The organism is Prevotella sp. AM23-5, assembly GCF_003473645.1.
Taxonomy (GTDB): Bacteria; Bacteroidota; Bacteroidia; order Bacteroidales; family Bacteroidaceae; genus Prevotella; species Prevotella copri_A.
Genome location: NZ_QUCG01000001.1, coordinates 18,688 through 43,557 on the forward strand (window position 1 = coordinate 18,688; position 24,870 = coordinate 43,557).

20 protein-coding genes and 1 riboswitch are annotated in these 24,870 nt (G+C 47.1%); of the genes, 10 read left to right on the forward strand and 10 right to left on the reverse strand.

The features are described 5' to 3' along the window. Positions 1-68: 68 nt before the first annotated feature. The 4 genes from DW657_RS00075 to DW657_RS00090 form a co-directional block, all read right to left on the reverse strand. Positions 69-2,219: a peptidylprolyl isomerase gene (locus DW657_RS00075; RefSeq protein ID WP_118310948.1), complete on the reverse strand. Its 2,151-nt coding sequence runs from the start codon at positions 2,217-2,219 to the stop codon at positions 69-71. A gap of 174 nt (positions 2,220-2,393) precedes the next feature. Further along, the gene (locus DW657_RS00080) at positions 2,394-3,665 is read right to left on the reverse strand and encodes a hemolysin family protein (protein WP_117662763.1); all 1,272 of its coding nucleotides are present in this window, start codon (positions 3,663-3,665) and stop codon (positions 2,394-2,396) included. A gap of 37 nt (positions 3,666-3,702) precedes the next feature. Continuing rightward, positions 3,703-4,362: an LPS export ABC transporter periplasmic protein LptC gene (gene lptC / locus DW657_RS00085; RefSeq protein ID WP_117662761.1), complete on the reverse strand. Its 660-nt coding sequence runs from the start codon at positions 4,360-4,362 to the stop codon at positions 3,703-3,705. Positions 4,363-4,419: 57 nt separating this feature from the next. Beyond that, positions 4,420-5,712, reverse strand: a complete 1,293-nt coding sequence (locus tag DW657_RS00090; protein ID WP_118310949.1) for a hypothetical protein — start codon at positions 5,710-5,712, stop codon at positions 4,420-4,422. Positions 5,713-5,878: 166 nt separating this feature from the next. Between DW657_RS00090 and DW657_RS00095 the strand changes: the two genes are divergently transcribed. From DW657_RS00095 to feoB, 4 genes are all read left to right on the forward strand, one after another. After that, positions 5,879-7,156, forward strand: a complete 1,278-nt coding sequence (locus DW657_RS00095) for a DUF4105 domain-containing protein (RefSeq protein WP_233546570.1) — start codon at positions 5,879-5,881, stop codon at positions 7,154-7,156. 79 nt (positions 7,157-7,235) lie between these two features. After that, on the forward strand, positions 7,236-7,595 hold the full coding sequence (locus tag DW657_RS18245) for a hypothetical protein (RefSeq protein ID WP_233522232.1): 360 nt from the start codon (positions 7,236-7,238) through the stop codon (positions 7,593-7,595). 236 nt (positions 7,596-7,831) lie between these two features. Then, a complete protein-coding gene (gene secA / locus DW657_RS00110; protein ID WP_118310952.1) occupies positions 7,832-11,173 on the forward strand; it encodes a preprotein translocase subunit SecA in 3,342 nt (1,113 codons plus the stop codon). Between the two features lie 231 nt (positions 11,174-11,404). Next, positions 11,405-13,936, forward strand: coding sequence for a ferrous iron transport protein B (gene feoB, locus DW657_RS00115; protein ID WP_118310953.1), 2,532 nt, complete (start codon positions 11,405-11,407; stop codon positions 13,934-13,936). Between the two features lie 367 nt (positions 13,937-14,303). Here feoB and DW657_RS00120 read toward each other — a convergent pair whose 3' ends face one another. Continuing rightward, on the reverse strand, positions 14,304-15,476 hold the full coding sequence (locus tag DW657_RS00120) for an MFS transporter (RefSeq protein WP_118310954.1): 1,173 nt from the start codon (positions 15,474-15,476) through the stop codon (positions 14,304-14,306). 159 nt (positions 15,477-15,635) lie between these two features. Between DW657_RS00120 and DW657_RS00125 the strand changes: the two genes are divergently transcribed. The 4 genes from DW657_RS00125 to DW657_RS00140 all read left to right on the forward strand — a co-directional run bounded on the left by DW657_RS00125 (position 15,636) and on the right by DW657_RS00140 (position 18,902). Next, positions 15,636-16,502 carry an SGNH/GDSL hydrolase family protein gene (locus DW657_RS00125; RefSeq protein WP_233546571.1) on the forward strand — a complete coding sequence of 289 codons (867 nt, stop codon included), beginning with the start codon at positions 15,636-15,638 and terminating at the stop codon, positions 16,500-16,502. Between the two features lie 92 nt (positions 16,503-16,594). Beyond that, positions 16,595-17,125: a methylated-DNA--[protein]-cysteine S-methyltransferase gene (locus tag DW657_RS00130; protein WP_118310955.1), complete on the forward strand. Its 531-nt coding sequence runs from the start codon at positions 16,595-16,597 to the stop codon at positions 17,123-17,125. Between the two features lie 15 nt (positions 17,126-17,140). Next, a complete protein-coding gene (locus DW657_RS00135) occupies positions 17,141-18,406 on the forward strand; it encodes an MFS transporter (protein WP_118310956.1) in 1,266 nt (421 codons plus the stop codon). A 13-nt stretch (positions 18,407-18,419) separates the two neighbouring features. Next, positions 18,420-18,902, forward strand: coding sequence for a DUF4186 domain-containing protein (locus DW657_RS00140; protein WP_118310957.1), 483 nt, complete (start codon positions 18,420-18,422; stop codon positions 18,900-18,902). Positions 18,903-19,108: 206 nt separating this feature from the next. Here the strand turns inward: DW657_RS00140 and DW657_RS00145 are convergent, their stop codons facing one another. Further along, positions 19,109-19,396 carry a hypothetical protein gene (locus DW657_RS00145; RefSeq protein ID WP_118310958.1) on the reverse strand — a complete coding sequence of 96 codons (288 nt, stop codon included), beginning with the start codon at positions 19,394-19,396 and terminating at the stop codon, positions 19,109-19,111. Next, a riboswitch (SAM-I-IV-variant riboswitch) is annotated at positions 19,396-19,507 on the reverse strand. It overlaps the preceding gene by 1 nt. Before the next feature lie 251 nt (positions 19,508-19,758). Between DW657_RS00145 and DW657_RS00150 the strand changes: the two genes are divergently transcribed. Further along, complete coding sequence (locus DW657_RS00150; RefSeq protein ID WP_118310959.1) at positions 19,759-20,898, forward strand: ATP-binding protein; 1,140 nt, start codon at positions 19,759-19,761, stop codon at positions 20,896-20,898. Positions 20,899-20,948: 50 nt separating this feature from the next. After that, positions 20,949-21,362 carry a secondary thiamine-phosphate synthase enzyme YjbQ gene (locus DW657_RS00155; protein ID WP_006846346.1) on the forward strand — a complete coding sequence of 138 codons (414 nt, stop codon included), beginning with the start codon at positions 20,949-20,951 and terminating at the stop codon, positions 21,360-21,362. 29 nt (positions 21,363-21,391) lie between these two features. Here DW657_RS00155 and DW657_RS00160 read toward each other — a convergent pair whose 3' ends face one another. From DW657_RS00160 to DW657_RS00175, 4 genes are all read right to left on the reverse strand, one after another. Continuing rightward, positions 21,392-22,147: a hypothetical protein gene (locus tag DW657_RS00160; RefSeq protein ID WP_117662735.1), complete on the reverse strand. Its 756-nt coding sequence runs from the start codon at positions 22,145-22,147 to the stop codon at positions 21,392-21,394. Continuing rightward, complete coding sequence (locus tag DW657_RS00165) at positions 22,137-22,379, reverse strand: DNA-binding protein (protein ID WP_117662733.1); 243 nt, start codon at positions 22,377-22,379, stop codon at positions 22,137-22,139. The genes DW657_RS00160 and DW657_RS00165 overlap by 11 nt, the downstream gene beginning before the upstream one ends. Positions 22,380-22,385: 6 nt before the next feature. Next, positions 22,386-23,354 carry an SPFH domain-containing protein gene (locus DW657_RS00170; protein ID WP_117662731.1) on the reverse strand — a complete coding sequence of 323 codons (969 nt, stop codon included), beginning with the start codon at positions 23,352-23,354 and terminating at the stop codon, positions 22,386-22,388. Between the two features lie 181 nt (positions 23,355-23,535). After that, entirely contained in the window at positions 23,536-24,870 is a 1,335-nt protein-coding gene (locus tag DW657_RS00175) for an MFS transporter (RefSeq protein ID WP_118310960.1), read from the reverse strand.

A 24,870-nucleotide genomic window follows, 5' to 3' on the forward strand; every position in this document is an offset into this window, starting at 1 on the left:
AAAAAAATAGGGCGCATCACAAAAGAATCGTGACACGCCCAAATAATAGAAAATGATAATTACTATAATTAGAAGAACAAGTAGCGGTTATCCACTACGTGAGCCTTCATATAAAGCTCGTTCATGAAGTTGCCGGCATACTGCATAGCCTTCTGGCGGCACTTCTGCTCGTAAGCCTTCTCATCGAACTTAACAGGACGGTTGGTCTTGCCAGTAACCTGGAAGAGATAAACACCTGCGTTACCCTTTACTGCGTTAGCTACGAAAGCACCCTTCTTGGTAGCAGAAACTGCACCAGAAACAGCTGGCTCGCTGGCACCTGTAGCAGAGATGAAGGTAGGAGCTGCGAAAGTAATCTGATTAACGGTAGCAATCTTGGCACCCTTAGCCTTAGCAGCAGCGATGCTCTTCACACCAGCTACCTTAGCCATAATCAGCTCAGCCTTCTTGTCCTTGATGACCTCAGCCTTTACCATCTCCTTAACCTGAGGATCGCTCAAGTCGCGGTAACCGATGCGATGAATCTTATCCAATACTACTACGAGCAAGTGGTTGTTGTCGCCACACTCATACATAGGAGAAACCTCACCCTCCTTGCTCTCGAAGATCCACTTCAAGGCATCATGGGTAGAATGGATGTTAGCTACATAGTGAGTAGCTGTAGTCATATCATTCAGGTTCTGTACGCGATAACCGCTCTTGGTTGCATTCTTCAAGAGATCCTCGGACTTAGGATTAGCACTTACATAGCTAGAGAACTTGTTGAATGCTGTACGGTAAGTATCGTTAGAGAACTGAATCTCCTTCTTGATGACTGCTGCCACATACTTGGTTACCATTGCCTTGCGGTCGCAAACCTGGAGGATGACATAACCCTGACCGAGCTGAAGCTCATTGTATGCATTGACAGAAGCTGTATTCAATGTGTTGATGAATGCCTTGTTGTCCTTATCCATAGTCTGAGCATACTCATACTGCTTGGTAGTCATCCAAGCCTTCTCACCAGTCTGACCATACTTCTTAGCGAGTGCCTCGAAGTCTGCACCAGCAGCAAGAGCGCTGTGGATTGAGTCAGCCTTGGTCTTAGCCTCAGCCTGAGAAGCTGCTGCCACCTGGATAACACGATACTGGATAGAGTCTGGCAACTGCTGCTTGCTCATCAGCTTCACGATGTTCAATGTGTTATCAGAAGCGTTAGCCTTTACTGCAGAAGTTGCACCTACTGCCATAGAATCGATAGCTGAAGCGATGTCTGATGGCAAAGCCTCCTTGCTCACTGGGATACCCAGGTAAGCTACGGTAGAAGCTGACTTGCGAACAAGCTCTGCAGGATCAGCTGCAGCAGCGAGCTGTGTATGATACTCAGCAAACTCCTTGTTGAGTGCTGCACGGTCGGCCTTGGAAGCCTCAACCTGAACATCGATGAACTTGATATCTCTGCTCTCTACAGGCTGCTTGAAGCGAGCCTTCATCTCGTCATACTTAGCCTTCAGGTCGCTCTCCTCTACCTTCACCTTGTCGTCCTGAACATCAGAATAAGGGAAGGCAGCCAACTGGATCTGGCTCTCCTCGTTCTCCTCCTTGAAAGCCATCTTAGCCTCTACAGGGTTTGAAAGGAAGCAGTGTGCCAGGAGTGCCTGATACTTCTGAGCCAATGTCTGCTGACGGAGTGTCTTCTCGATGAATGACCAGTAGTTGAAAATCTTGGTGTACTGTTCCATCATCTGAGGATTAGCAGATGGGTTAGCCTTCTGAGCCTTGTAATCAGCCAGGAACTTCTGGAGAGAAGATGCGTCGAAACGACCTGTCTGCTGATTTACGAATGGAGTCTGCTGAAGCATTGGGCTTGTACCAGTCTTCAAGATATCCTGAAGCTCTGCGTCTGTTACGGTAAGACCCAACTTGCTAGCCTCCTGGGCAATGATCTGGTTCTGTACGTATGTATTCCATACCATGTCCTTCACCTGATTCATCTGCTCCTCAGGAAGGTTTTCCTGACCTTGTTGCATTTTAATAACCTCTGTGTACTCATCAACGAGCTTCTGGAAATCCTGCACGCTGATTTTCTCGCCATACACCTCACCGATTTGCTGACGCTCATTGTTCTTTGCAGAATCGCAAGAGCGGAAAGCTTCCTCAGCAATGAAGGCGAAAAGACCGAAACTGATAATACATACCAGTATCACGCCTCTTTTTCTAATTGTTCCTAATGCTGCCATTACGTTTTAATTATTATTATTATTTTATTTTTTCCTTATTAGGATTGTACTGCTTTTGATACAAGTAGCCAATTGGTTGCAAAAATACAAAAATAATACGAGAAAAGGGAATTTTTCGGTATCTTTTTTGGCTGAAAACGCAAAAAAGTCGAAAAATTCCCTCTTCTCATCCAACTATTTGATGATGTGGAGTTTCACAAGTTCTATCTTGCGGGATGTGGACTTGATAATCTTAAACTCAAACTTGTCGAATTTAATTACTTCATTCAGCTTCGGGAAGCTCTGATATTCGTGAAGAATGAGTCCACCCAGAGTCATATACTCATCACTCTCCGGAAGATCCAGGTCGAACAGATCGTTCACCTTGTCTATCTCCAGTCGAGCCGACAGCAGATAGTCGCCGTCATCGGTTTTCTTGGCTACATACTTCGCAGAATCATGCTCATCCTCGATATCGCCGAAGATCTCTTCCACGATATCCTCCAGACTCACCAGTCCGCTGGTTCCGCCAAACTCATCTACCACTACGCCCAGCGACTTCTTCTGCTGCAGGAAGGTCTGCATCAGTTTCTGCGCCTGCATGGTCTCCGGCACGAAAGGCATCGTGCGGATATGATCCTGCCATCGCTTCGGATTGTGGAAGAGCTCGGAACTGTGGATGTAGCCCACGATATGGTCGATATCATCCTCATAGACGATGATCTTGGAGTTTCCGCTTTCGATGAACTTCTGGCGGAGTTCCTCCAGCGAGGTATCGATCTCTACCGCCTGAATCTCGGTACGTGGCACCATACAGTCGCGCACCTTGGTATCTGAGAAATCCAGGGCATTCTGGAAAATCTTCACCTCGTCGTTGATCTCGTCCTCATTGGTGGCATTGTCGATGCTCGACTGCACCAGATAGTCAAGATCTACCTTAGAAAAGCCTTCATCTCCCTCTTCAGACTCCATCTTCATACCCACCATGCGCAGCAATCCCTTGCTGAGGAAGGTACTGAACTTGCTGATAGGCCAGAGAATGACGTAGCACAGATACGCAAACGGACTGAAGATGGACAGCAGTCGGTTTGGATTCGACTTGAAAAGCGTCTTCGGCAGGAACTCACCCGTAAACAACACGATGAGTGTGGAGAGAATGGTATCGCAGGTAACCTTGACACCATCATCCTGACCAGCAAAGATGGTATTATCAAACAGACGGGCTATCAGGATACCATATACTACGAGGGCTATATTGTTGCCCACCAGCATGGTACTGACGAATCCGTTGGGATGATTATAAAAGAGCGACAAGAGTCGCTGCGTAAGTCCGTTTTTCTCCTTGTCCATTTCCGCCAACATACGGTTGGAGGAGACGAAGGCTATTTCCATTCCACTAAAGAATGCAGAAAACACCATCGTGATGAGGATACTCACTATCAGACTTATATCAACTTCTTCCATGATACATTATATCGTTAAAAACATATTTCCTCCTACCCTATCAATGCATGATAGGAATGGTGGTGGCTCGCTGCGGCGTTGCCGGCTGGCGCATAGGCACACTGGTAGAATCGGATGATGAAGCAGAAGATGAACTGCCTCCACCTCCAAAGTCGCCCTTCTCGAAGCTACCCTTAGAATTGCTCACAAAATAGCGGGTCATACGCTCATCGCTCCAGAAATAGGAACCCTGAAGGGTACGCTCCGGAGTAACGAGCTTACTGAACACATGGCTGGAGAGTTCATGCTTGTTCTCATCCCAGGTGAGCTGCTCGCTGGTAAAGCGAAGACCATCCTTGGTGAGGATGCGCACACGGCCATAAAGCTTCCAGACACGCTCCTGATCAAAGTAATAAGCCGTATCACACTGGATATAGCTGTTGATGTGGAACTTCTCGTCAAACTGTTCGAGCAGCATACCCTTATCAAAAATCCAGCGGGAAGGCACACGGTTGGTATTCACCTCCCATCGCTCGGTAACGATGCGGTACTTGATGACACCCGAATCACTGATGAGCGTATTGACGCCATACGAAGTCATCATCGCCACAGAGTCTCTGTCGTGGATAGCAGGCGCAGTATGTTCTACCGGATTCTGGCAGGCAGCCAAAACCCAGGAAACTATGACACCTATTACTATGAAATATTTAATCTTATACATTATTATATATATAGAAGATGTGGCATCTCCCGAAGAAAACACCACAATATGGGCAGATTACTGCATCTTCCACTTCTTGAACCAATCCTCGTTGAAAGTGAATCCGATGTTCAGGCGGAAGATATTCTCCTTGATAAGTCCGGTAGCCGAATTCTTCACCCACTGGCCGCTGATATTCAACTGCGAACGGTTGTTGTAGGAGTTCATGATAGGAATACCGAAACCGGCACTTACAGAAAGCTCCTTAGGGCCATCCACGCCGTTCACCTTATAATATGGTGTAGCAAAGCTCACACCGGCACGGTAAGCCACACGCTTGAGGAAAGCACGGCTGCGCTCACCATAGCAGTACTGGAATCCGACATTCACCTTGCTGCGATCCTTATACACCCCATCGCGCAATGCCCAAGGCTCGCTGCTGTTAGCCTCGTAGGTAGGATAGCCCAGGCTACCCCATTTCTGCAGACTGTAATCTACACCAATCTTCCACTGGTTGTTGTGATTCCACATCAAACCGGCGCCATACATTGTAGGCAACTCGTAGGCATTCTTGATGCTGAAGGCAAGTGTATCAGATGTACTGGTCTGCGCATTGGAAGAAATGATGCTCATATCGGCATCGGCATGCAGGTTATGACCTGGCGAATAAGTGACACCCAGGGTTACCTCATCCTTCTTCGACAACTTCTGGGTATATTGCACACCCAGGTCGATCTTGTAGTTGTTCACACGAGTACCATAGGTGCGGTAAAGAGACTTATAATAGCTGTTGCTATAGTAGTTCTGCACGGTTCTGTCGATGGAACCCCAGATATAGCCAATATTGGCACCGACAGACAAGCCCTTGAGTGGAGACCAGCTGGCACCCACATATACCTGATGCAAACCGCCTTCACCCTCGTAGGAGTTGGTGTAGGTAACATCCTTGTCGTTCTTGTTCACCCATCCGCTGGTAGAATAGTTGTATCCCACGTTGGTGAAAGGGATAATACCGAAACTCATACCCAGATGGCGGAAGAGGCGGAAGCCTGCTACCACATATTCGAGATTGGAGTTATTGGCATTCTTCTTCACCCCGTTCTCGTTGAAGTTGGTTACCTGACCCGAGATACCTGCATCCAGGATGAAAGTCATGGAGTCGATGGCAGCATAGGAAGCAGGGTTCAGATAGTTAATCTGATTATGCTCATGAAAACCAAGTCCAACACCATTCATACCACGGTTGAAGCCAGAAGTCTGTTCAGACAAAACGCCTAAACCATACTGGCTGTATGGAGAATTAGTACCACTTTGGGCATTAACCATAAGAGTAGAACCCAACAAGAGGGCTGCTAAAATAAACTTTCTCATTTATATATAAATCAGTCAAAATTATATTCAGAGTGCAAAAGTATTAAAAAAAATCTAGAAAAAAGAAGGATATTCCAAAATAATAAGTTATTTTTGCATCGTGAAACGATTTAAGCATATTTTTAGCGTCATTTTAGCGGTTATTTTAACCAATTTAACTACTAATGTGACAGCACAGGATTTTTCAGGCTATCAGACTCCTGACATTTCTGTGCAGAACAGTCGTGTCAATGAGGATGCTACATCCTGGCTCGACTCGGTAGATATTTCGCTCCTCACCTGCGGACCAGGCAACGAGGTATGGTCGTACTACGGTCATTCAGCCCTGCGCATCCAGGACAAGATGCACGGCAGCGACGTGGCAGTCAACTGGGGCATGTTCAGTTTCAGGCAGAACTTCTTCATCCTGCGCTTCGTATTCGGACTCACCGACTACCAGATCGGCATCTACCCAATGACCGACTTCCTCGCCGAATATGCAGCAGAAGGAAGATGGGTACGCCAGCAGCGCATCAATCTCTCCAGGGACGAGAAGATCAACATCCTGCATGCCATCGAGGAGAATGCCAAGCCGGAGAACCGTACCTACCGGTACAACTTCTTCTTCGACAACTGCACCACCCGTGCAAGGGAGATGATTCTCACCAACATCGGTTACTGCAATACCAACTTTGATGATAAGGAAACCCAATCCACCTATCGCCAGGAAATCCACAAGCTGAACGGAGACCACCGATGGAGCCGTTTCGGCAACGACCTGCTCCTGGGCTGTCTTGCCGACCAGCCGATCAGCAAGCGTGAATGGGAGTTCCTGCCGGACAATCTGAGCCGTGACTTTGCCACAGAAGGCAGAAAAGACAATATGAATGCGACCCAGGATCTGGCAAGCACCCGATACTACAACGGCAAGGAGGGCTATATCACGATGGTAGATAGCACCAGCTACCTGATACCGAAGCAGGCACAGGTGGCAGAATCGGAAGCCATCACTCCAATCATGGTGGCAACATTCATCGCCATCATCATCATAGGCGTGAGCATCATCGAATGGCGCAAGAAGAAGAACTTCTGGGGGGTTGATGCCTTCCTGCTCATCTTGACGGGTCTGCCGGGCATCATCCTCTTTGCGATGATCTTCTCGCAGCACCCTACCGTGCAGATCAACTTCCAGCTTCTGCTGCTGAACCCAGTGAACCTCATCTTCGCCTGGAAAACCATCTCGAAGATGAGAAAAGGCAAGCTCTACTGGTATTACGAGGTATGGGGATGGTGCCTGCTCGTGGCATTGCTCCTGCAAATCTGGCAGAGCTATGCCGAAGGAATGAGCACTTTGGCATTCTCTTTGCTGATGAGATATGCAATCAAGTCAACCCTGCTCGACCTCAACAGCAGCAAGCTGGCTATACAGAAACAATTAATGAATAAACTCAGAAAAGACAAGTAGAGACACTTCTCTAGACCGAAACGGAGAGAAGATGCTCTAAAAAAGACTTTCAAAAGTTACATAAATAAAGGAAACAAAAATGATGGTAAACAGATATATCACAGCCCTTTTGGTTGTCCTGGCGGCAACCGGCATGGAGGCGCAGACTTATCAGCAGGCGCTGAAGTTTGCGCTCACGGATATATCCTACGATGAATTCATCCAGCAACCGGAGGCGAAGGCATTGGAGGAGGACATCCTCTATGTCATCAAAGCCATCAAGCAGGCTTCCGAAGAGGAAAACATGTCAGAGCATCATTACCATCAGGCAGCTGTGCCTGCAGCTGTCAAGACTGACATTCTGACAGATTCACATTTAAATATTTGTTTTCGCCCCGTTGTGGTGCATAAGTACAAAGCACCCTTCGGAAGCATTGTTATTCGAGGTCCAAACTGCTGATTAGGTGCTTTCTGACAGCAAAACTAGCAAGAAATGCAGCCAGAAAGGGCAATAATTGGTAAAATATTGCAGATTTACAGATATTTTTTGTATTTTTGCAAGCTAGTAAACAAACAACAGGAAAAAGCAGAAGAGGAAAAAGGACTGACAGCCCACATTTGTCTTAACTCCTTTAACTCCTTAACTCCTTTAATTCCTATATCATACATCGAATAATAATAAAAAATAAATATACAATGAACTTTAACAAAATTCTTCAGTCATTGTTTGGCAACAAGTCAACTCGCGATATGAAGTTGATCCAGCCAATCGTAGAGAAAGTCAAGGCAGAATCCCCTAAGATGAATGCCTTGAGCAATGACGAACTTCGTGCAAAAACAAAGGAACTCCAGAAGTACGTACAGGAGTACGCTAAGGAAGAGAAGGCTAAGATTGCCGAACTCAAAGCTAAGATCGAGGACACTCCAATCGACGAGCGTGAAGGTATCTTCAACCAGATCGACAAGTTGGAGCAGGAAGCACTCGACAAGTATGAGGTTGCACTCAACGAGGTTTTGCCTCAGGTTTTCGCTATCGTAAAGGATACAGCACGCCGCTTCGCTGAGAACGAGGAGACCGTAGTTACTGCTACAGACTTTGACCGCGAGCTGGCTTCAAACCCAGCCAACGACTTCGTGACCATCGACGGTGACAAGGCTATCTATCACAACCACTGGACTGCCGGCGGCAACGATATGAAGTGGGAAATGATCCACTACGACGTTCAGCTCTTCGGTGGTGTTGTTCTCCACCAGGGTAAGATTGCAGAGATGGCTACCGGTGAGGGTAAGACCCTCGTAGGTACAACCCCTATCTTCCTGAACGCCCTCACAGGTAATGGTGTACACGTAGTAACCGTGAACGACTACCTGGCTAAGCGTGACTCTGAGTGGATGGGACCTCTCTATATGTTCCACGGCCTCTCTGTAGATTGTATCGACAAGCATCGTCCTAATTCCGACGAGCGCCGCAAGGCATATATGGCAGACATCACCTTCGGTACCAACAATGAGTTTGGTTTCGACTACCTGCGTGATAACATGGCTACCAACCCTAGCGACCTGGTACAGCGCCAGCACAACTACGCCATCGTAGATGAGGTTGACTCCGTGCTGATCGATGATGCCCGTACTCCATTGATCATCTCTGGTCCTATTCCAAAGGGCGACGACCAGATGTTCGAGCAGTACCAGCCACTGGTAGAGAAGCTCTACGAGGTACAGCGCAAGCAGGCTACCGAGTTGCTCGCCGAGGCTAAGCAGAAGATTACAGAGGGCGGCAAGACCAAGAACCAGCAGATGCTTGAGGAAGGTTTCCTCTCACTCTACCGTTCTTACAAGGCGCTGCCTAAGAACAAGCCATTGATCAAGTACCTCTCTGAGGAGGGTATCAAGGCTGGATTGCTCAAGACCGAGGAATTCTATATGGCAAACAACAACCGTGAGATGCCTAAGGCTGTTGAGCCTTTGTACTTCGTGGTTGATGAGAAGCTGAACTCTGCCGACCTGACCGATAAGGGTACAGAGTGGTTGGCTAAGCAGGTGAACGATAGAGAGCTCTTCGTATTGCCTGATATTACTACACAGATGAGTGACCTGGAAGCTCGCACAGACATCTCTGACCAGGAGCGTCTGGACATCAAGGACGAGTTGCTGGCTCACTACGGCGTACAGAGCGAGCGTGTTCACACCTTGCAGCAGCTCTTGAAGGCTTACACCATGTTTAATAAGGACGATGAGTATGTTGTCATGGACGGTCAGGTGAAGATCGTGGATGAGCAGACAGGTCGTATCATGGAGGGTCGCCGCTGGAGCGATGGCTTACACCAGGCTGTAGAGGCTAAGGAGCATGTAAAGGTAGAGGCAGCAACACAGACCTTTGCTACCATCACACTCCAGAACTACTTCCGTATGTACCACAAGCTCGCAGGTATGACCGGTACGGCAAGCACCGAGTCTGGTGAGTTCTGGGATATCTATAAGCTCGATGTAGTTGAGATTCCTACCAACCGCCCTATCCTGCGTAAGGACTTGGATGACCGTGTATATAAGACTGCCCGCGAGAAGTATCGTGCCGTCATTGATGAGATTGAGGAGACACGCAATGCTGGTCGCCCAGTATTGGTTGGTACCACATCTGTGGAAATCTCTGAGTTGTTGAGCAAGATGTTGAAGATGCGCAACATTCCTCATAATGTATTGAACGCCAAGCTGCACCAGCAGGAGGCTCAGATCGTAGCCGAGGCTGGTCGCTCAGTAAATGGCAAGGGTGCCGTAACCATCGCTACCAACATGGCAGGTCGTGGTACCGATATCAAGCTGACCCCAGAGGTGAAGGCTGCAGGTGGTCTCGCCATCATCGGTACAGAGCGTCATGAGAGCCGTCGTGTTGACCGCCAGCTCCGTGGTCGTGCCGGACGTCAGGGTGACCCAGGTTCTTCTGTATTCTATGTATCATTGGAGGATAAGCTGATGCGTCTGTTCGCTTCTGAGCGCATTGCCAAGGTAATGGACCGTCTCGGTTTCGAGGATGGCGAACGTATCGAAAGCCCAATGATCAGCAAGAGCATCGAGCGTGCACAGCGCAAGGTTGAGGAGAACAACTTCGGTATCCGTAAGCACCTCCTGGAGTATGATGACGTGATGAACCGTCAGCGTACCGTTATCTACGAAAAGCGTCGCCACGCCCTGATGGGTGAGCGTATCGGTATGGATATCGCCAACGTAATCTGGGACCGCGTACTGAACATCGTGAACAACAACGACTTCACCGGTGCCAAGGAAGAGTTCCTGAAGGTCCTCGCCATGGAGATTCCTTTCACAGAGGAGGAATACGAGAACGGCAGACGCGACGAGATGGCTGAGCGTGCCTTCCAGGAGGCTATGGCTGCCTTCAAGCGCAAGACCGACCGCATCCAGGCAACAGCAATGCCAATCATCAAGCAGGTGTATGAAAACCAGGGTGCGATGTACGAGCGCATCATGGTGCCTATCACCGACGGCAAGCGTATGTACAACATCGCATGCAACCTGAAGGAAGCTTACGAGACTGAGGCAAAGAACGTAGTGAAGGAGTTCGAGAAGAGCGTAGTACTCCACATCATCGATGATGACTGGAAGGAGAACCTCCGCAAGCTCGATGAGTTGAAGCACTCTGTACAGAATGCCAGCTACGAGCAGAAGGACCCATTGCTCATCTTCAAGTTGGAGAGTGCAAAGGTATGGGACGCTATGATCAATGATATGAACGACCGCATCGCCAGCATCCTGATGCGTGGTCAGATTCCTGTCATGGAGCAGGAGCAGCCAGTTCAGGAGGCAGCACCAGAGCAGCACACCCAGCAGAACTACGTAGAGAGCAAGGTGGATATCGATGCTGAGCGTGCAGCACAGGAGGCAGCAGCCAATCAGGATACCCGCGAGGGAGCTGACCAGGTGAACCGCACTCCATACCGTGCCGAGCACATGCCTCGTCCTAACGATCCATGTCCATGCGGCAGCGGAAAGAAGTTCAAGAACTGCCACGGCAGAAACATCTAATCACCAGAAAGGATGATAAGTGATGACAGCGAAATCTTGCCATCACAAGAAATAATGATAAGAATACCTAGATTTGATGATACTCTCATCATTTCTAGGTATTTTTGTTATAAATAAGTTCATTGCTACCGAGTTGCAAATAATTATTAGTATTTTTGCAGTCGAAAAGAAAAAAGAGCTGGCAATAAAGCCAGTTTCTAGAGAAAATAAGGTTAATTCTAGGAAAGATATATGAAATTATCAGAACTTAAAACAGGTGAAAGCGCCGTTATCGTCAAGGTTTCAGGACACGGCGGCTTCCGCAAGAGAGTCATCGAGATGGGATTCATCAAGGGCAAGAAGGTAGATGTGCTCCTGAACGCCCCACTCCAGGACCCTGTGAAATACAAGATTATGGGTTACGAGGTGTCACTTCGACACAGCGAAGCTGACCATATCGAGGTGGTTTCCATCGAGGAAGCCAAGCATGATGCACAGCTCTGCAAGGCGGAAGAAGAAGACCGCCAGCAGGTAATTGACTCAAAAGTAGTAGAATCCAACGATAGCGACGAGCAGGCGCTCGGCGACAAGATGCTCGTGGCTGAAAGAAAAGACTCTGCCAGCAACGAAGCCTTGGCAGAACAGAAAGCAGAAAGACTCCACCGCGTCATCAACGTGGCACTGGTGGGAAATCCAAACTGCGGAAAGACTTCATTGTTCAACTTCGCATCGGGTGCTCACGAACGTGTGGGCAACTATAGCGGAGTAACCGTGGATGCCAAGGTGGGCGAAGCCGAATACAACGGTTATCATTTCAACCTGGTAGATTTGCCGGGCACCTATTCCCTTTCTGCCTATTCTCCGGAAGAGCTTTATGTGCGCAAGCAGCTCATCGAGCATACGCCGGATATCGTCATCAACGTTATCGACACCAGCAACCTGGAGCGCAACCTCTATCTCACCACCCAGTTGATAGACATGCACATCCGCATGGTCTGCGCCCTCAACATGTTTGATGAAACCGAAAAACGTGGCGATAACATCGACTACGACAAACTGGGCGAACTCTTCGGTATCTCGATGATTCCTACCGTCTTCACCAATGGTCGAGGCGTGGATAAGCTCTTCGAGACCATCATCGAACTCTATGAAGGCAAGGAAGATTCAAGCGCTCACTATCGCCATATCCACATCAACCACGGACATGAGATAGAGCACGGCATCGAGCATATCCAGAAATATCTGAAGGCAGATGATTCCATCCGCCAGCGTTACTCCACCCGTTACCTCTCCATCAAGTTGTTGGAGAATGATAAGCACGCTGAGGAATACGTTAGTCATCTGAAATCGGCCAAGGAAATCTTCGCAGCCCGCAATGAGGCAGCCAAGCGTGTGAAGGAAGAGACTCTGGAAGATAGCGAAACCGCCATCATGGATGCCAAATACGGTTTTATCCATGGTGCATTGCAGGAAGCGGGCTATGAACCGGGTAAGGCAAAGGATACCTATCAGGTAACCCATCTCATCGACAGCATCCTGACCAATAAATATGTAGGCTTCCCTATCTTCGTCCTCCTGCTGTTCATCATGTTCTCAGCCACCTTCGTGCTGGGCGAGATTCCTAAGGGATGGATTGAGGACGGCGTGGCATGGCTGGGCGAGTTCATCAGCAATACAATGCCAGATGGACCAGTGAAGGATATGCTGGTAGATGGTGTGATTGGTGGTGTTGGTGCGGTCATCGTATTCCTGCCACAGATTCTGATTCTGTATTTCTTCATTTCTTATATGGAGGATTCGGGATATATGGCTCGTGCCGCCTTCATCATGGATAAGCTGATGCACAAGATGGGCCTGCATGGCAAGTCATTCATTCCGCTGATTATGGGATTCGGCTGCAACGTACCAGCCGTGATGGCAACAAGAACCATCGAGAGTCACCGTTCCCGTCTGATAACGATGCTGATATTGCCATTGATGAGCTGTTCGGCTCGTCTGCCAATCTACATCATGGTCATCGGAACATTCTTTGCCATCCAATACCGTTCACTCATCATGGTATCGCTCTATCTCATCGGCATCTTCCTTGCCGTGATATTGAGCCGCATCTTTGCCAGTTTCGTGGTGAAGGGCGAAGATACCCCATTCGTAATGGAGTTGCCTCCTTACCGCTTCCCTACATGGAAGGCGATAGGCAGACATACCTGGGAAAAGGGTAAGCAGTACTTGAAGAAGATGGGTGGCATCATCCTCGTGGCAAGTATCATCGTCTGGGCTTTGGGCTACTTCCCTCACAATGAGGAACTTGACAACCAGGCTCAGCAGGAGCAGAGCTATATCGGCAGAATCGGTAAGACCATCGAGCCTATCTTTACCCCACAGGGTTTTGACTGGAAGTTAGATGTGGGCTTGGTTTCCGGTGTAGGTGCCAAGGAGATTGTAGCCTCAACGATGGGTGTGCTCTACAGCAACAACGATAGTTTCTCTGACGATCAGGATTACAACGATGAAGACGGAAAATACGAGGTTTTGAAGAAGCAGATGACTTCTGACCTGAAGAAGACCTACGGTTACAGCGATGCCGAGGCTGAATCCAAGGCTACGCTCACCGCCTACTGTTTCCTCCTCTTCGTATTACTCTACTTCCCTTGCATCGCCACCATCGCCGCCATCAAGGGCGAGACGGGCAGTTGGAAATGGGCAGGCTTCGCCGCCGGCTACACCACGCTATTGGCATGGGTAGTATCAGCCCTTGTCTTCCAGATAGGAAGCTTGTTTATCTAAAATAACAACGTGAATTCAAGCAAAAAGGGTGTGACTAGTCGATTAGTCACACCCTTTTTGTTTGTTGCTCATAAGAATGATGTCCGTTCTTACCTGCCGGAAAAAGCAGGAGAAGCAGGAAAGTTCTTGGTAAGCCATAAGAAAAATGTTTCTGTCCCTAACAGAAATCTATGTTCAGCAGTGTTGAACCTATGTTCAGCAGTGTTGAACTTATGTTCAGCAGTGTTGAACTTACGTTCAGCAGTGTTGAACATAGAAATCCATTAAGAAAAGAAACAATTATCATTAAGGGCAGAAACAATTACCATTAAGGATAAAAAGAAATATCGTGGTGAATAACATCACTATGAATCATATTCACCAGCAGTCAAGATATTCTCTTTTCCACCTTTGCGGCAACAAACGCGATCATCAGACCCAGACAGGCGGCAATACTAATGGCGATGCGGAGACCGGTAGCCTCAGCAAGCCATCCGATAACCGGAGGTCCTACCAGGAAACCGAAGAAGCTGATGCTTGAAACGATGGTGATGGCAATGCTCGCCTTGATGGTTCCCAGCTTTCCGGCGATGCTGTAGCAGATAGGCACCGATGAAGAAATGCCGAAACCTACCAGCAGGAAGCCCAAAGTGGCAGGAATCAGATAAGGCAAGGCGGCAGCCAGCCACAAACCGCCCAATATCAAACCACCACAAACCTTCAACACCCTAGCTGGGCCGTATTTCGTAACAAAGCCATCGGCAAGGAATCTACCCAGAGTCATCGCTCCCATGCCAGCCACATAGCCCGCACGGATAAAAGCCTCATCGGGTTTTACTACTGATGAGAAATATACACCACTCCAATCGTAAACAGTTCCTTCACAGAACATGCCGGCAAATCCCATCAATCCCAGGAGAAACAGAATCGGGTCAATGGTCTTGAAAGAGAACTTTGGAACATCTTCCTCCTCCGCCTTCGCTGTAGCATCATCTACCAGGTATCTGAATCCGATAGCGATAATGAGAAGACTCATCGACAAGACTGCTCCGAAATGAGCCTCTATCGGAAGCAGGGTATTGGCAAAGACAGCTCCGATGATACCGCCCGAGAATCCGCCCAAACTCCACAAGCCATGAAAAGAAGACATGATGTTGCGCCCATACATCTTCTCTACCAGACATGCCTGCGTATTGGTAGCGATGTTCATCAGATTTGCCATCATTCCGAAAGCCACCAGAGAAAGAATCAGCTGGAACACCGTACTGCTGCTTCCCATACAGAACAACACGAAAGCATAGAACACCTCAGCAAGCAGAATCATCTTCCTGCTGCCAAACTTACTCACCAAAACGCCCGAAAAAGCCATCATCAGAAGCTGACCGATAGGAATGGCGAAAAGCACCGTTCCCAACTGTCCGTTGCTTAGATGCAACATCTGCTTGACATCAGGAATACGGCTTGCCCAACTGGCAAACACCACTCCCGGTACAAAATAATAAGCCGCAACAGCCACTCGCTTGCGAACCAAATCACTCAAATGATTCAAACTTACAGTCATCCCTCTTAATACCTTATTTAATAATACCGATTTTTTGTTTTCGGCTGCAAAATTACTAAAAAAAGCAGAAAAAGAACGATATTTGAACAAAAAATATAGCTTAGTATGAGATTTTTGCCGTACCTTTGCGCCTAGAAAGAGATTAAAAACAAACTAGCAATGAAGAAACAGACAATGATTACCCTGGCACTCGCCTTGACTTTGGCGATGCCAGCCATGCCCGCCTTCGCCCAGAAGGCGATGAGCAAGAAAGAAATCGCCGAAAAAGAAAAGGCTTTCAAGAACCTTCAGCATCCTTGGAAAGGCAAGAAGGTGGCTTACTTCGGTGACTCCATCACAGATCCGAACATCAAGGCTTCTAAAGTGAAATACTGGGGATTCCTGCAGGATTGGCTCGGCATCACCCCATACGTTTATGGTGTAAGCGGCAGACAGTGGAACGACATTCCCCGCCAGGCAGATAAGCTCCAGAAAGAGCATGGCGATGATTTCGATGCCATCCTTATCTTTATGGGTACCAACGATTATAACAATGGTGTGCCTATCGGCGAATGGTACACGGAGACTTTCGACAGTGTGAGAGTAGCCCGCCACAAGCCAAGCGAAATGATTCAACGTCGCCATCGCCATTTTGCCATGGATAAGAACACCCTGAAAGGTCGTATCAACATCGCCATGTCGAAGTTGAAGCAGATGTATCCTACCAAGCAAATTGTAGTAATGACACCAGTACATCGTGCTTACTTTGCATCTGGCGACAAGAATATCCAGCCTAATGAGATGTACGAGAATGCCCGTGGTCTTTTCTTTGATGAATACGTAAAGGCTATCAAGGAGACTGGCAATGTATGGGCGGTTCCTGTCATCGACCTCAACTCCCTTTCTGGTCTCTTCCCTCTTTACGATGCAGGTGCCCAGATGTTCAACAAGCCAAACACCGACCGTCTTCATCCTAATGATGCCGGCCATTCCCGTATGGCAAAGACCATCATGCAGGAGCTCTCCGCCCTGCCTTGCGTCTTCTAGAGAAGGGGCAATTTGTATTCTTCAGTGACCCAGATGGTTTGCCGATAGAATTGTATGAAAAATAAAGATTCCGTTTCATCGTATTTGATAGAATGCAGCAAATAAACATCCAATATTACAACTCGCCCTGCGGAGAGTTAATTCTGGCATCTGTGGGTGATGATTTGTGTCTTTGTGATTGGAATGAAATGCCATGTGCAGAGCGCAATAAGCTTCGGGTTTCGCAGTATATGAAGGCTGAGTTCAAAATTGAGACATCCCCTATCCTGGAACTTGCCAAGAAGCAGCTGAATGAATATTTCACCGGCATCCGCAAGATATTCGATATTCCGTTGCGTCCTATAGGAACCGATTTTCAGAAAAAAGTATGGCATGCATTGCTCAACATACCCTACGGAGAAACAAGAAGCTATAAGGAAATAGCCATAAGTATGGGTAACCCCAATAGCACAAGAGCCGTGGCTGGTGCCATCGGAGCTAATGGCATCAGCATTTTCATTCCCTGCCATCGTGTTATCGGTAGCAATCATTGCCTTACAGGTTTTGCCGGAGGATTAGACGCAAAGAGAAGGCTATTGGAGCTTGAAGCAGAAAAAAAACATAAAAAGTTGATTTTCAAATAAGAGAGTAAAAAACAAATGAACATCAAGTCTATAGGCAGTAAAATCAAGGGAAATCCTACGATGGTAGAGGGTACAGTGTATTCCATGCTCATCATCTGTAGCATTTCCCATTTCCTGAACGATATGATTCAGTCGATTATCCCTTCCATCTATCCGATAGTGAAGGATAAGTTCGATTTCTCGTTTGCACAGATAGGCATCATCACGCTGATTTTCCAGATGACATCTTCTATTCTGCAACCTTTCACAGGACTTTATGCCGATAAGCATCCCCGTCCCTATGCCCTCTCCATCGGCATGTGTTTCACATTGGTGGGTCTGCTCCTGCTGGCTTTCGCCGAGAATTACTTTCTGATTCTCCTGGCAGTGAGCGTTGTAGGTCTGGGTTCGTCCGTGTTTCATCCCACAGCATCGAGAGTGGCACAGATGGCATCGGGAGGCAAGAAGAGTCTGGCACAATCCATCTTCCAGGTGGGTGGCAATGGAGGGTCTGCAATAGGACCATTGCTTGCAGCCATCATCATCCTGCCTTTCGGTCAGCATGCCATCTCCTGGTTTGCCCTTGCAGCACTACTGGCTGCCATCATCATGGTAAGATTGGGAGTCTGGTATAAGGCACGATTGGCTTACGTGGTGAACCATCCGCAGAAACAACCGCTTCTCAACACCCATATCTCTAAAAGGGTGAAGTATTGGGCTCTGTTCATCCTCATCATGCTCGTGTTCTCCAAGTATTTCTATACAGCCTGTATTACGAGTTACTTCACCTTCTTCCTGATAGATAAGTTCGGGGTTTCGGTACAGACTTCGCAGCTGTGCCTCTTCGTATTCCTTGCCGCCTTTGCCATAGGTACCGTAGCAGGAGGCATGCTGGGTGACAAGTTTGGCAGAAAGTATGTCATCTGGTTCTCCATTCTGGGAGCAGCACCCTTTGCCATCGCCATGCCTTTCGTCAACTTCACGTGGACCATCATCTGTACCTTCCTTTCCGGCTTGATCATCGCCTCGGCATTCTCTTCCATCGTGGTATATGCCACCGACCTGATGCCAGATAAAGTGGGATTGATAGCAGGCATTTTCTTCGGACTGATGTTCGGACTGGGAGGACTGGGTTCAGCTTTCTTCGGATGGCTAGCCGACAAGACCAGTATTGAGTTTATCTTCCAGGTGAGTGCCTTCCTGCCATTGCTCGGCATCATTGCAGGATTCTTGCCGAATACCCAGAAGAAAAGCATAGAAGAAACAGATGAATTAACAGATATAGAAGATAAACAGATATAGGAGATAAACAGATATGAAAAAAGATTCAAGGGCAAACCATGCTAGATATGTAGAGCTCAATTTGTTTCCTGAGGAGAAAGAAGAAGATCATCATAAAGATTCTGTCTCTTCAGAAAACAAGGAAAATCATACATCTCCAGACAAAGAGTATAACTTGACGGATCTGTTTGAAAGACTTTCCCAATCAGCATTCCGCAGCCGTTTTCACCTTTCGAAGAGGGATAAGGAATATATTGCAGAAAAGGGCTTGGCAACCATCCATAAGCATGCAGAGGATTTTGTTGCCAAACGCCTTGCTCCAGCCGTAATACCCAATGACGGCAAGCAGACACCGATGAGAGGGCATCCGGTATTTATAGCCCAGCATGCTACAGGCTGCTGCTGTCGTGGATGTTTCTCTAAATGGCATCATATACCAGCCGGAAGACAGCTGACAAGAGAAGAACAGCAATATGCCGTAGCGGTATTGATGGCATGGATTGAAAAACAGGCTTAAAAAAGCATGAAGTTTTGGCAGCAAAGCATAAATTAATCATCCTTTGTTGCCAATTTTACGGAGTCTTCTGCCAACATTGGCAAAAACTGTTCGACGTATACGGTCGAATAAATTCTGCGTCATTTGCAAAATCTGCGTGACCTTCATCCGACCGCATTGGTCAAAAAAATCTGTGGTAATCTGTGAAATCTGTGGGAAACATTCCCCTACTTCCAGCAGTAATCAATGCCTCGCTTCTCGCACTCTCCTCGCAAGGCGGCAAGGAAGTAACTGCGCTCGCTGCCCCAACCACGAACCTTGCGCTCGTGATCCACGGTCTGCTTCAAACGCTCATCGCTGTATGCGGCAAAACGGGCAGCATACTCTGAAATTCTTGACTCGGCATAGCCTGCATCAACAGTTGATGTCTCAGCATTAGATGCCTTAATTGTTGAAGACTCGGCATTAACTGCCATTACACTCTGATTGTTCTTTAAATCTGAATTTGGATTCATAAAGATAATTATTTTAAGTTGTTAAACACTTACACATTCTTTTACCACCGTGGTTATCTCTATGCGAAACTCGGTTGGTGTGCCGCAACTGGGCAACTCTTAATGCTTGATTTCGGATGCAAAAGTACATCATTATTTTGAAACCACCAAATTTTTTCGAAACTATTTTTCTTCTTTTTTTCCTTCTTCTAAGAAGAAGATTTTTCGGGGTAGCAGATAGCAAGGAAGAGAATTCCTTAAATGGTTAAACTTTCCTATATTTGCATTATAATAGTATCATAATAATAAAATTATAATTATCTTTGCACCATGATTATCAGAAAGATATAGGACAATTCAAAGATAATAAAGAAGATAATATAATGATAGAGAATCCGTTTATTCTGCGAGGATACATATCCGACGCTTACTTCTGTGATAGAGAAAAGGAAACCATCGACTTGATAAGAGAAATCAAGAATGGCAATAATATCACCCTGATTGCACCTAGAAGAATCGGCAAAACAGGGTTGGTGCAACACGTCTATGCCCAGGAAGAAATCAAGGATAAATACTATACATTTCTTGTAGATATTTATGCCACGAAAACCCTAGCCGATTTCATTCAGGAGCTAGGCAGAAGTATTCTGCAAAGTCTGAAACCTAAAGGCACCAAAGTAGTGGAACATTTTCTTAACTGCCTCCACTCACTCCGTTCATCCATCAGCTTCGACATGAATGGCGTGCCTTCGTGGGGAGTAGATTTGGGAGAAATCACCAGTCCAACCACAACGCTCGATGAAATTTTCCATTATTTGGAGAGCGCTGATAAGCCTTGCATCGTGGCCATTGATGAATTTCAAACCATCAGCAGCTATAGAGAAGCAAATGTGGAAGCCATACTGCGCACTTACATTCAGCACTGTCATAATGCCAGTTTCATCTTTGCCGGATCTCAGCGCAATATGATGTCGGAAATGTTCTTGAGCCATGCCCGTCCTTTCTACCAGAGCACCTCCATCAAAACACTGAAAGCTATTGATAGAGAGGTGTATGCCGACTTCGCTACTCGTCTTTTCGAGGAAAGACAGAAGCATATCAAACGAGAAACCATTTATCGAATATACGACCGTTTTGACGGCATCACCTGGTATCTGCAAAGGATGCTCAACAAGATTTTCTCCCTCACGGAAAGGACTGATGATAAGATGATGGAAAGGGCTGACGATAAGATGATGGAACTGGCACTCAACTCGATTATAGACGAGAGTGCTTTTGCATACGAAGCACTCCTCTTTCAATTGCCAGCTAAGCAAAAGGAACTTCTCTTTGCCATCTGCAACGCTGGCAAGGCTCAAAACATCATGTCATCGGCATTCATCAAGAAGCACAATCTTCCTTCCGCTAGTTTTGTACAAGGTGGAATCAAGGGATTATTGGAGAAAGATTTTGTTACAGAGACGGATGGAACTTACGAACTGTACGATAAGTTCTTCGGTGAATGGCTGAAAAAGGAATTATAAAGAATACTGATATTATTATAAAGAATAAGAATATAAATAAAAAGAAGAATATGATACAGCAAGTAGAATTTTCATTGCGCCCGCTTCCTCGCGGCTTTCACCTCGTAACCAACGAGGTGATGAGGAATTTGCCGGCGCTGCCTAAGACGGGAATACTGAATCTCTTCGTAAGACATACCAGTTGCGGATTGTCGCTGAACGAGAACTTCGACCCGGATGTGAGACATGATTTAAAAGGCATCTTCGAAAGACTGGTTCCAGATGGCGACCCAAGGTATCTGCACCAGGATGAAGGACCTACGGATATGTCGGCCCATGCCAAATCGAGCATGGTGGGGGTATCGCTCACCATTCCTATTACCAATGGCAGACTGAACCTTGGTACATGGCAGGGAATTTACCTCTGTGAATTCAGAGAGGGAGGCGGAAGCCGACACCTCATCGCAACGATTATCGGGGAATAAATAACCGTTGCGACGAATCGGAGACGCCTCTATTTCCTGGATGAACCGGAGGCGTCTTTATCAATTTCACGGAAAAGGCCGAAGTATCTCTTGCATACCCAGACGATGCCGACAACCATTGCTATGACGAGGATTCCTCTTAAAATTCCACTTAATATCTTTGGCATACAATCCCAAATAGGCAGAAGATGCATCGCAAAACCTAAAACCGCCGTCAATACCAACACACCGATGGTCAAGAGTTTCTCGTTTTTGATAGCTGGCTCAGGATTCTCTACTTCTACCAGGTTTCTCAACTGGTATATCTTATAAAAAAAGAATACACCGTTCAGACATAAAAGAACACAGCAAACGATCACTCCACCCACAAATACAGGCTCACTTCCGATAAAATCCATACAACTAATCCATAACCAGAAGAGGGCTGACCATAAAGCTGCATAGCGATCCAACAGAGACAGGTAATATACCTGTCTGGCATTGACTATCTTGACGAAAGGAAAGTCATTGGCCTTTGGATGATAGCTGTGAAGCAAACAAGCAATAGGGAAAAAAGTACCCATTCCAGCCAACAGAAGAAGATAAGGCAAATCATCAGATGTGGCATGAATGACATTCCTGATGGTGAGCAGCCACATGGCAAGAACCAGGATTCCTACAATAATTTCAAAGACCCTGGCACTTGTAGAACGATAGATCTTGACTTGCGCAAAGATGCCAGCCTGCTCTTCCTTATCGCCATTTTTGAATAAACCGAGCACAAAATTAAATATTTTATTCTTCATCTTTCTTTTCCCCTCCTATTTGATTTGAATCGACTTCTTCCTTCGTTTTCTTTGATGCAGCCTTCTTTTTCTTCGGCAGTCTGCCAGCCTTGCGCAGCGCTTCGGCGATGATCCATTGCAGCTGGCCGTTGGTTGAGCGGAACTCATCCTCCGCCCACGCTTCAATGGCACTCATCGTTTCCGAATCAATGCGCAATATAAAATTCTTCGTATTTGTTTCTTTTTTAGCCATACTTTTTTAATGATTCAATGTTCCCGTATTTACTACAGGCTGGGCGGTATCATCGCCACAGAGCACTACGAGCAGATTGCTGACCATGGCAGCCTTCTTGTCGTCATCAAGCTCTACCACATCCTCATCACTCAACTTCTGCAATGCCATTTTCACCATCGACACGGCACCCTCTACTATCTTCTCTCTGGCAGAGATGATGGCTGAAGCCTGCTGGCGACGAAGCATTACGGCTGCTATCTCCGGAGCATAAGCCAGATAGTTGATGCGGGCCTCTACCACCTCGATACCTGCCATTGCCAATCGCTCATCGATGCGAGCTTCCAACTCCTTATTAATCTCGTCACTTCCATCTCGAAGCGTAATCTGATTCGACTTTCCACCCTCGTCATCATCGTAGGCATACTGTCCAGCTACCTGTCGGAGAGCGGCATCTGCCTGAATCTGGACAAAGCGGCCCAGCATGTTCATGATCTGTGCAGCAGAAGCACCAATGCCAGCCTGACCTGTAGAACCCTCAGCCATGGTCTGGGTATCAATCTCGAAGATAGCCTTGTAGGTATCCTTCAGTTTCCACACCAGCACCATACCAATCATAATCGGATTACCCGTCTTGTCATTCACCTTGATAGGTTCGGCATCGAGGTTACGCACACGAAGCGAAAGCTTCTTCTGACTGATAAACGGATTCAGCCAATAGTAACCCGGCTCTGTAAAAGTGCCACGATACTTACCGAAGAAAAGCAACACGCGAGCCTGACCCGGCTCTACCAGAATAAAACCGCAAACGCAGATGATGCTCAGGATGAGAAGCAACACGCCGCAAACGCCACAGACATTTGCCAGCCAGCCTTCTTGCGAAACGCAGGCAAATATAAACAAGCCAACTCCAGCCAGGAAGCCGATGATGTTTAATACTAACATCAGGATGCCATTCAAGGTCTTTCCCTGATACGTAAATTCCTTATTCTCCATAATTTTACTTTATTTATTACGTTATTAATGTTGATATCATTTTGATATCGCAAATATACGATATTAAAATGATATCACAAGGGCAGAAGAAAAAGATTTCAAATACTTTAACGTAAAAAGGTCGTCGGGACGATACCCAACGACCTTTTCTCAGATTTTCACCTATTTATATATAGAAATATTATTCTATCACTTCCATTTCTTCCTCTTCTATGTCCTCCTTGATCTCCTTCTCTTTCTTTCCGAACTCAGGATCTATCTTCAGGAAAGCGGTAACCAGGAAGGTGATGGCGCAGCATGCCATCACGATAATGAAGAACAAGCGATAGCCTACCATATCTTTCAGATATCCCGAAACCATACCTGGCAACATCAAACCTAAATAAGAGATACCTGTACAGATGGAATAATGGGATGTCTTGAACTTGCCCTGGCTATAGAACAGCATATAAAGGGTAAGAACCGTGAAGCCCAAACCATAACCGAACTGCTCGATAAAGAGGCAGCTCGAAACCACGATGATGTCGCTATTGAGTGAGTAACTCAAATAGATGTAAACCACATCAGGCAAAGTAATGGCACAAACCATCGGCCAAAGCCATTTCTTCATACCATCCCTACTCACCAGAATACCACCGATGATTCCACCCAGCAACAAACCGATCAGTCCCACAGTACCATTGGCAAAGCCATATTCCTGCGGAGACAATCCCAGTCCGCCCTGCGAATTAGGACGAAGGATGAAGGTCTTGGTCATCGTATTCAAGAGTGCTTCCGGGAAACGATAGAGCAGGAGGAAGAGCATCACACAGATGGTTTCTCCCAATCCGAATTTCACAAAGAAGGTGCGGAACATATTCTTCAGTTCGTGCGCCACTTCGCCCACCGTTCTATCGGTCTGCACATCCTCCTTCGGACGCGGCATGAACCGGCTATGATAGAGCCACAATCCGATGAAGATACCTGCCAATCCGTAGAAGATAAGCGCCCATGAGAAGCGAATCTGGTTACGGAACAGCACCTGGAGAACACCAGCCAGCATCACCAGGAATCCATTCACGAAGATGATGGCAAGGCGATAGAAGGTATTTCTCAAACCCACAAACTTGGTCTGCGTATGCTCATCCAACTCTATCATATAGAAACCATCCGCCGAAATATCGTGGGTGGCACTACAGAAGGCGATGAGGAAGAAGAAACACATCGTTGCCTGGAACCAGAAGGCAGTAGGCAGCGAAAAGGCGATTCCGGCAAGAGCTGCTCCGATGAGCGCCTGCATCGTCAATACCCACCAGCGCTTGGTCTTCAGCAGGTCGATGAATGGACTCCACAAGGGTTTGATAACCCAAGGCAGGGCGAGCCATCCGGTATAGAGACCCACCTCAGCATCGGTCAAGCCCAACTGCATATACATAACCACAGAGAGGGCTGTCACGATAACGTTAGGCAGTCCTTCCGCAAAGTAGAGTGTCGGAATCCAAGCCCATGGATTCCGACTATTTTTCTTTGTTACCAT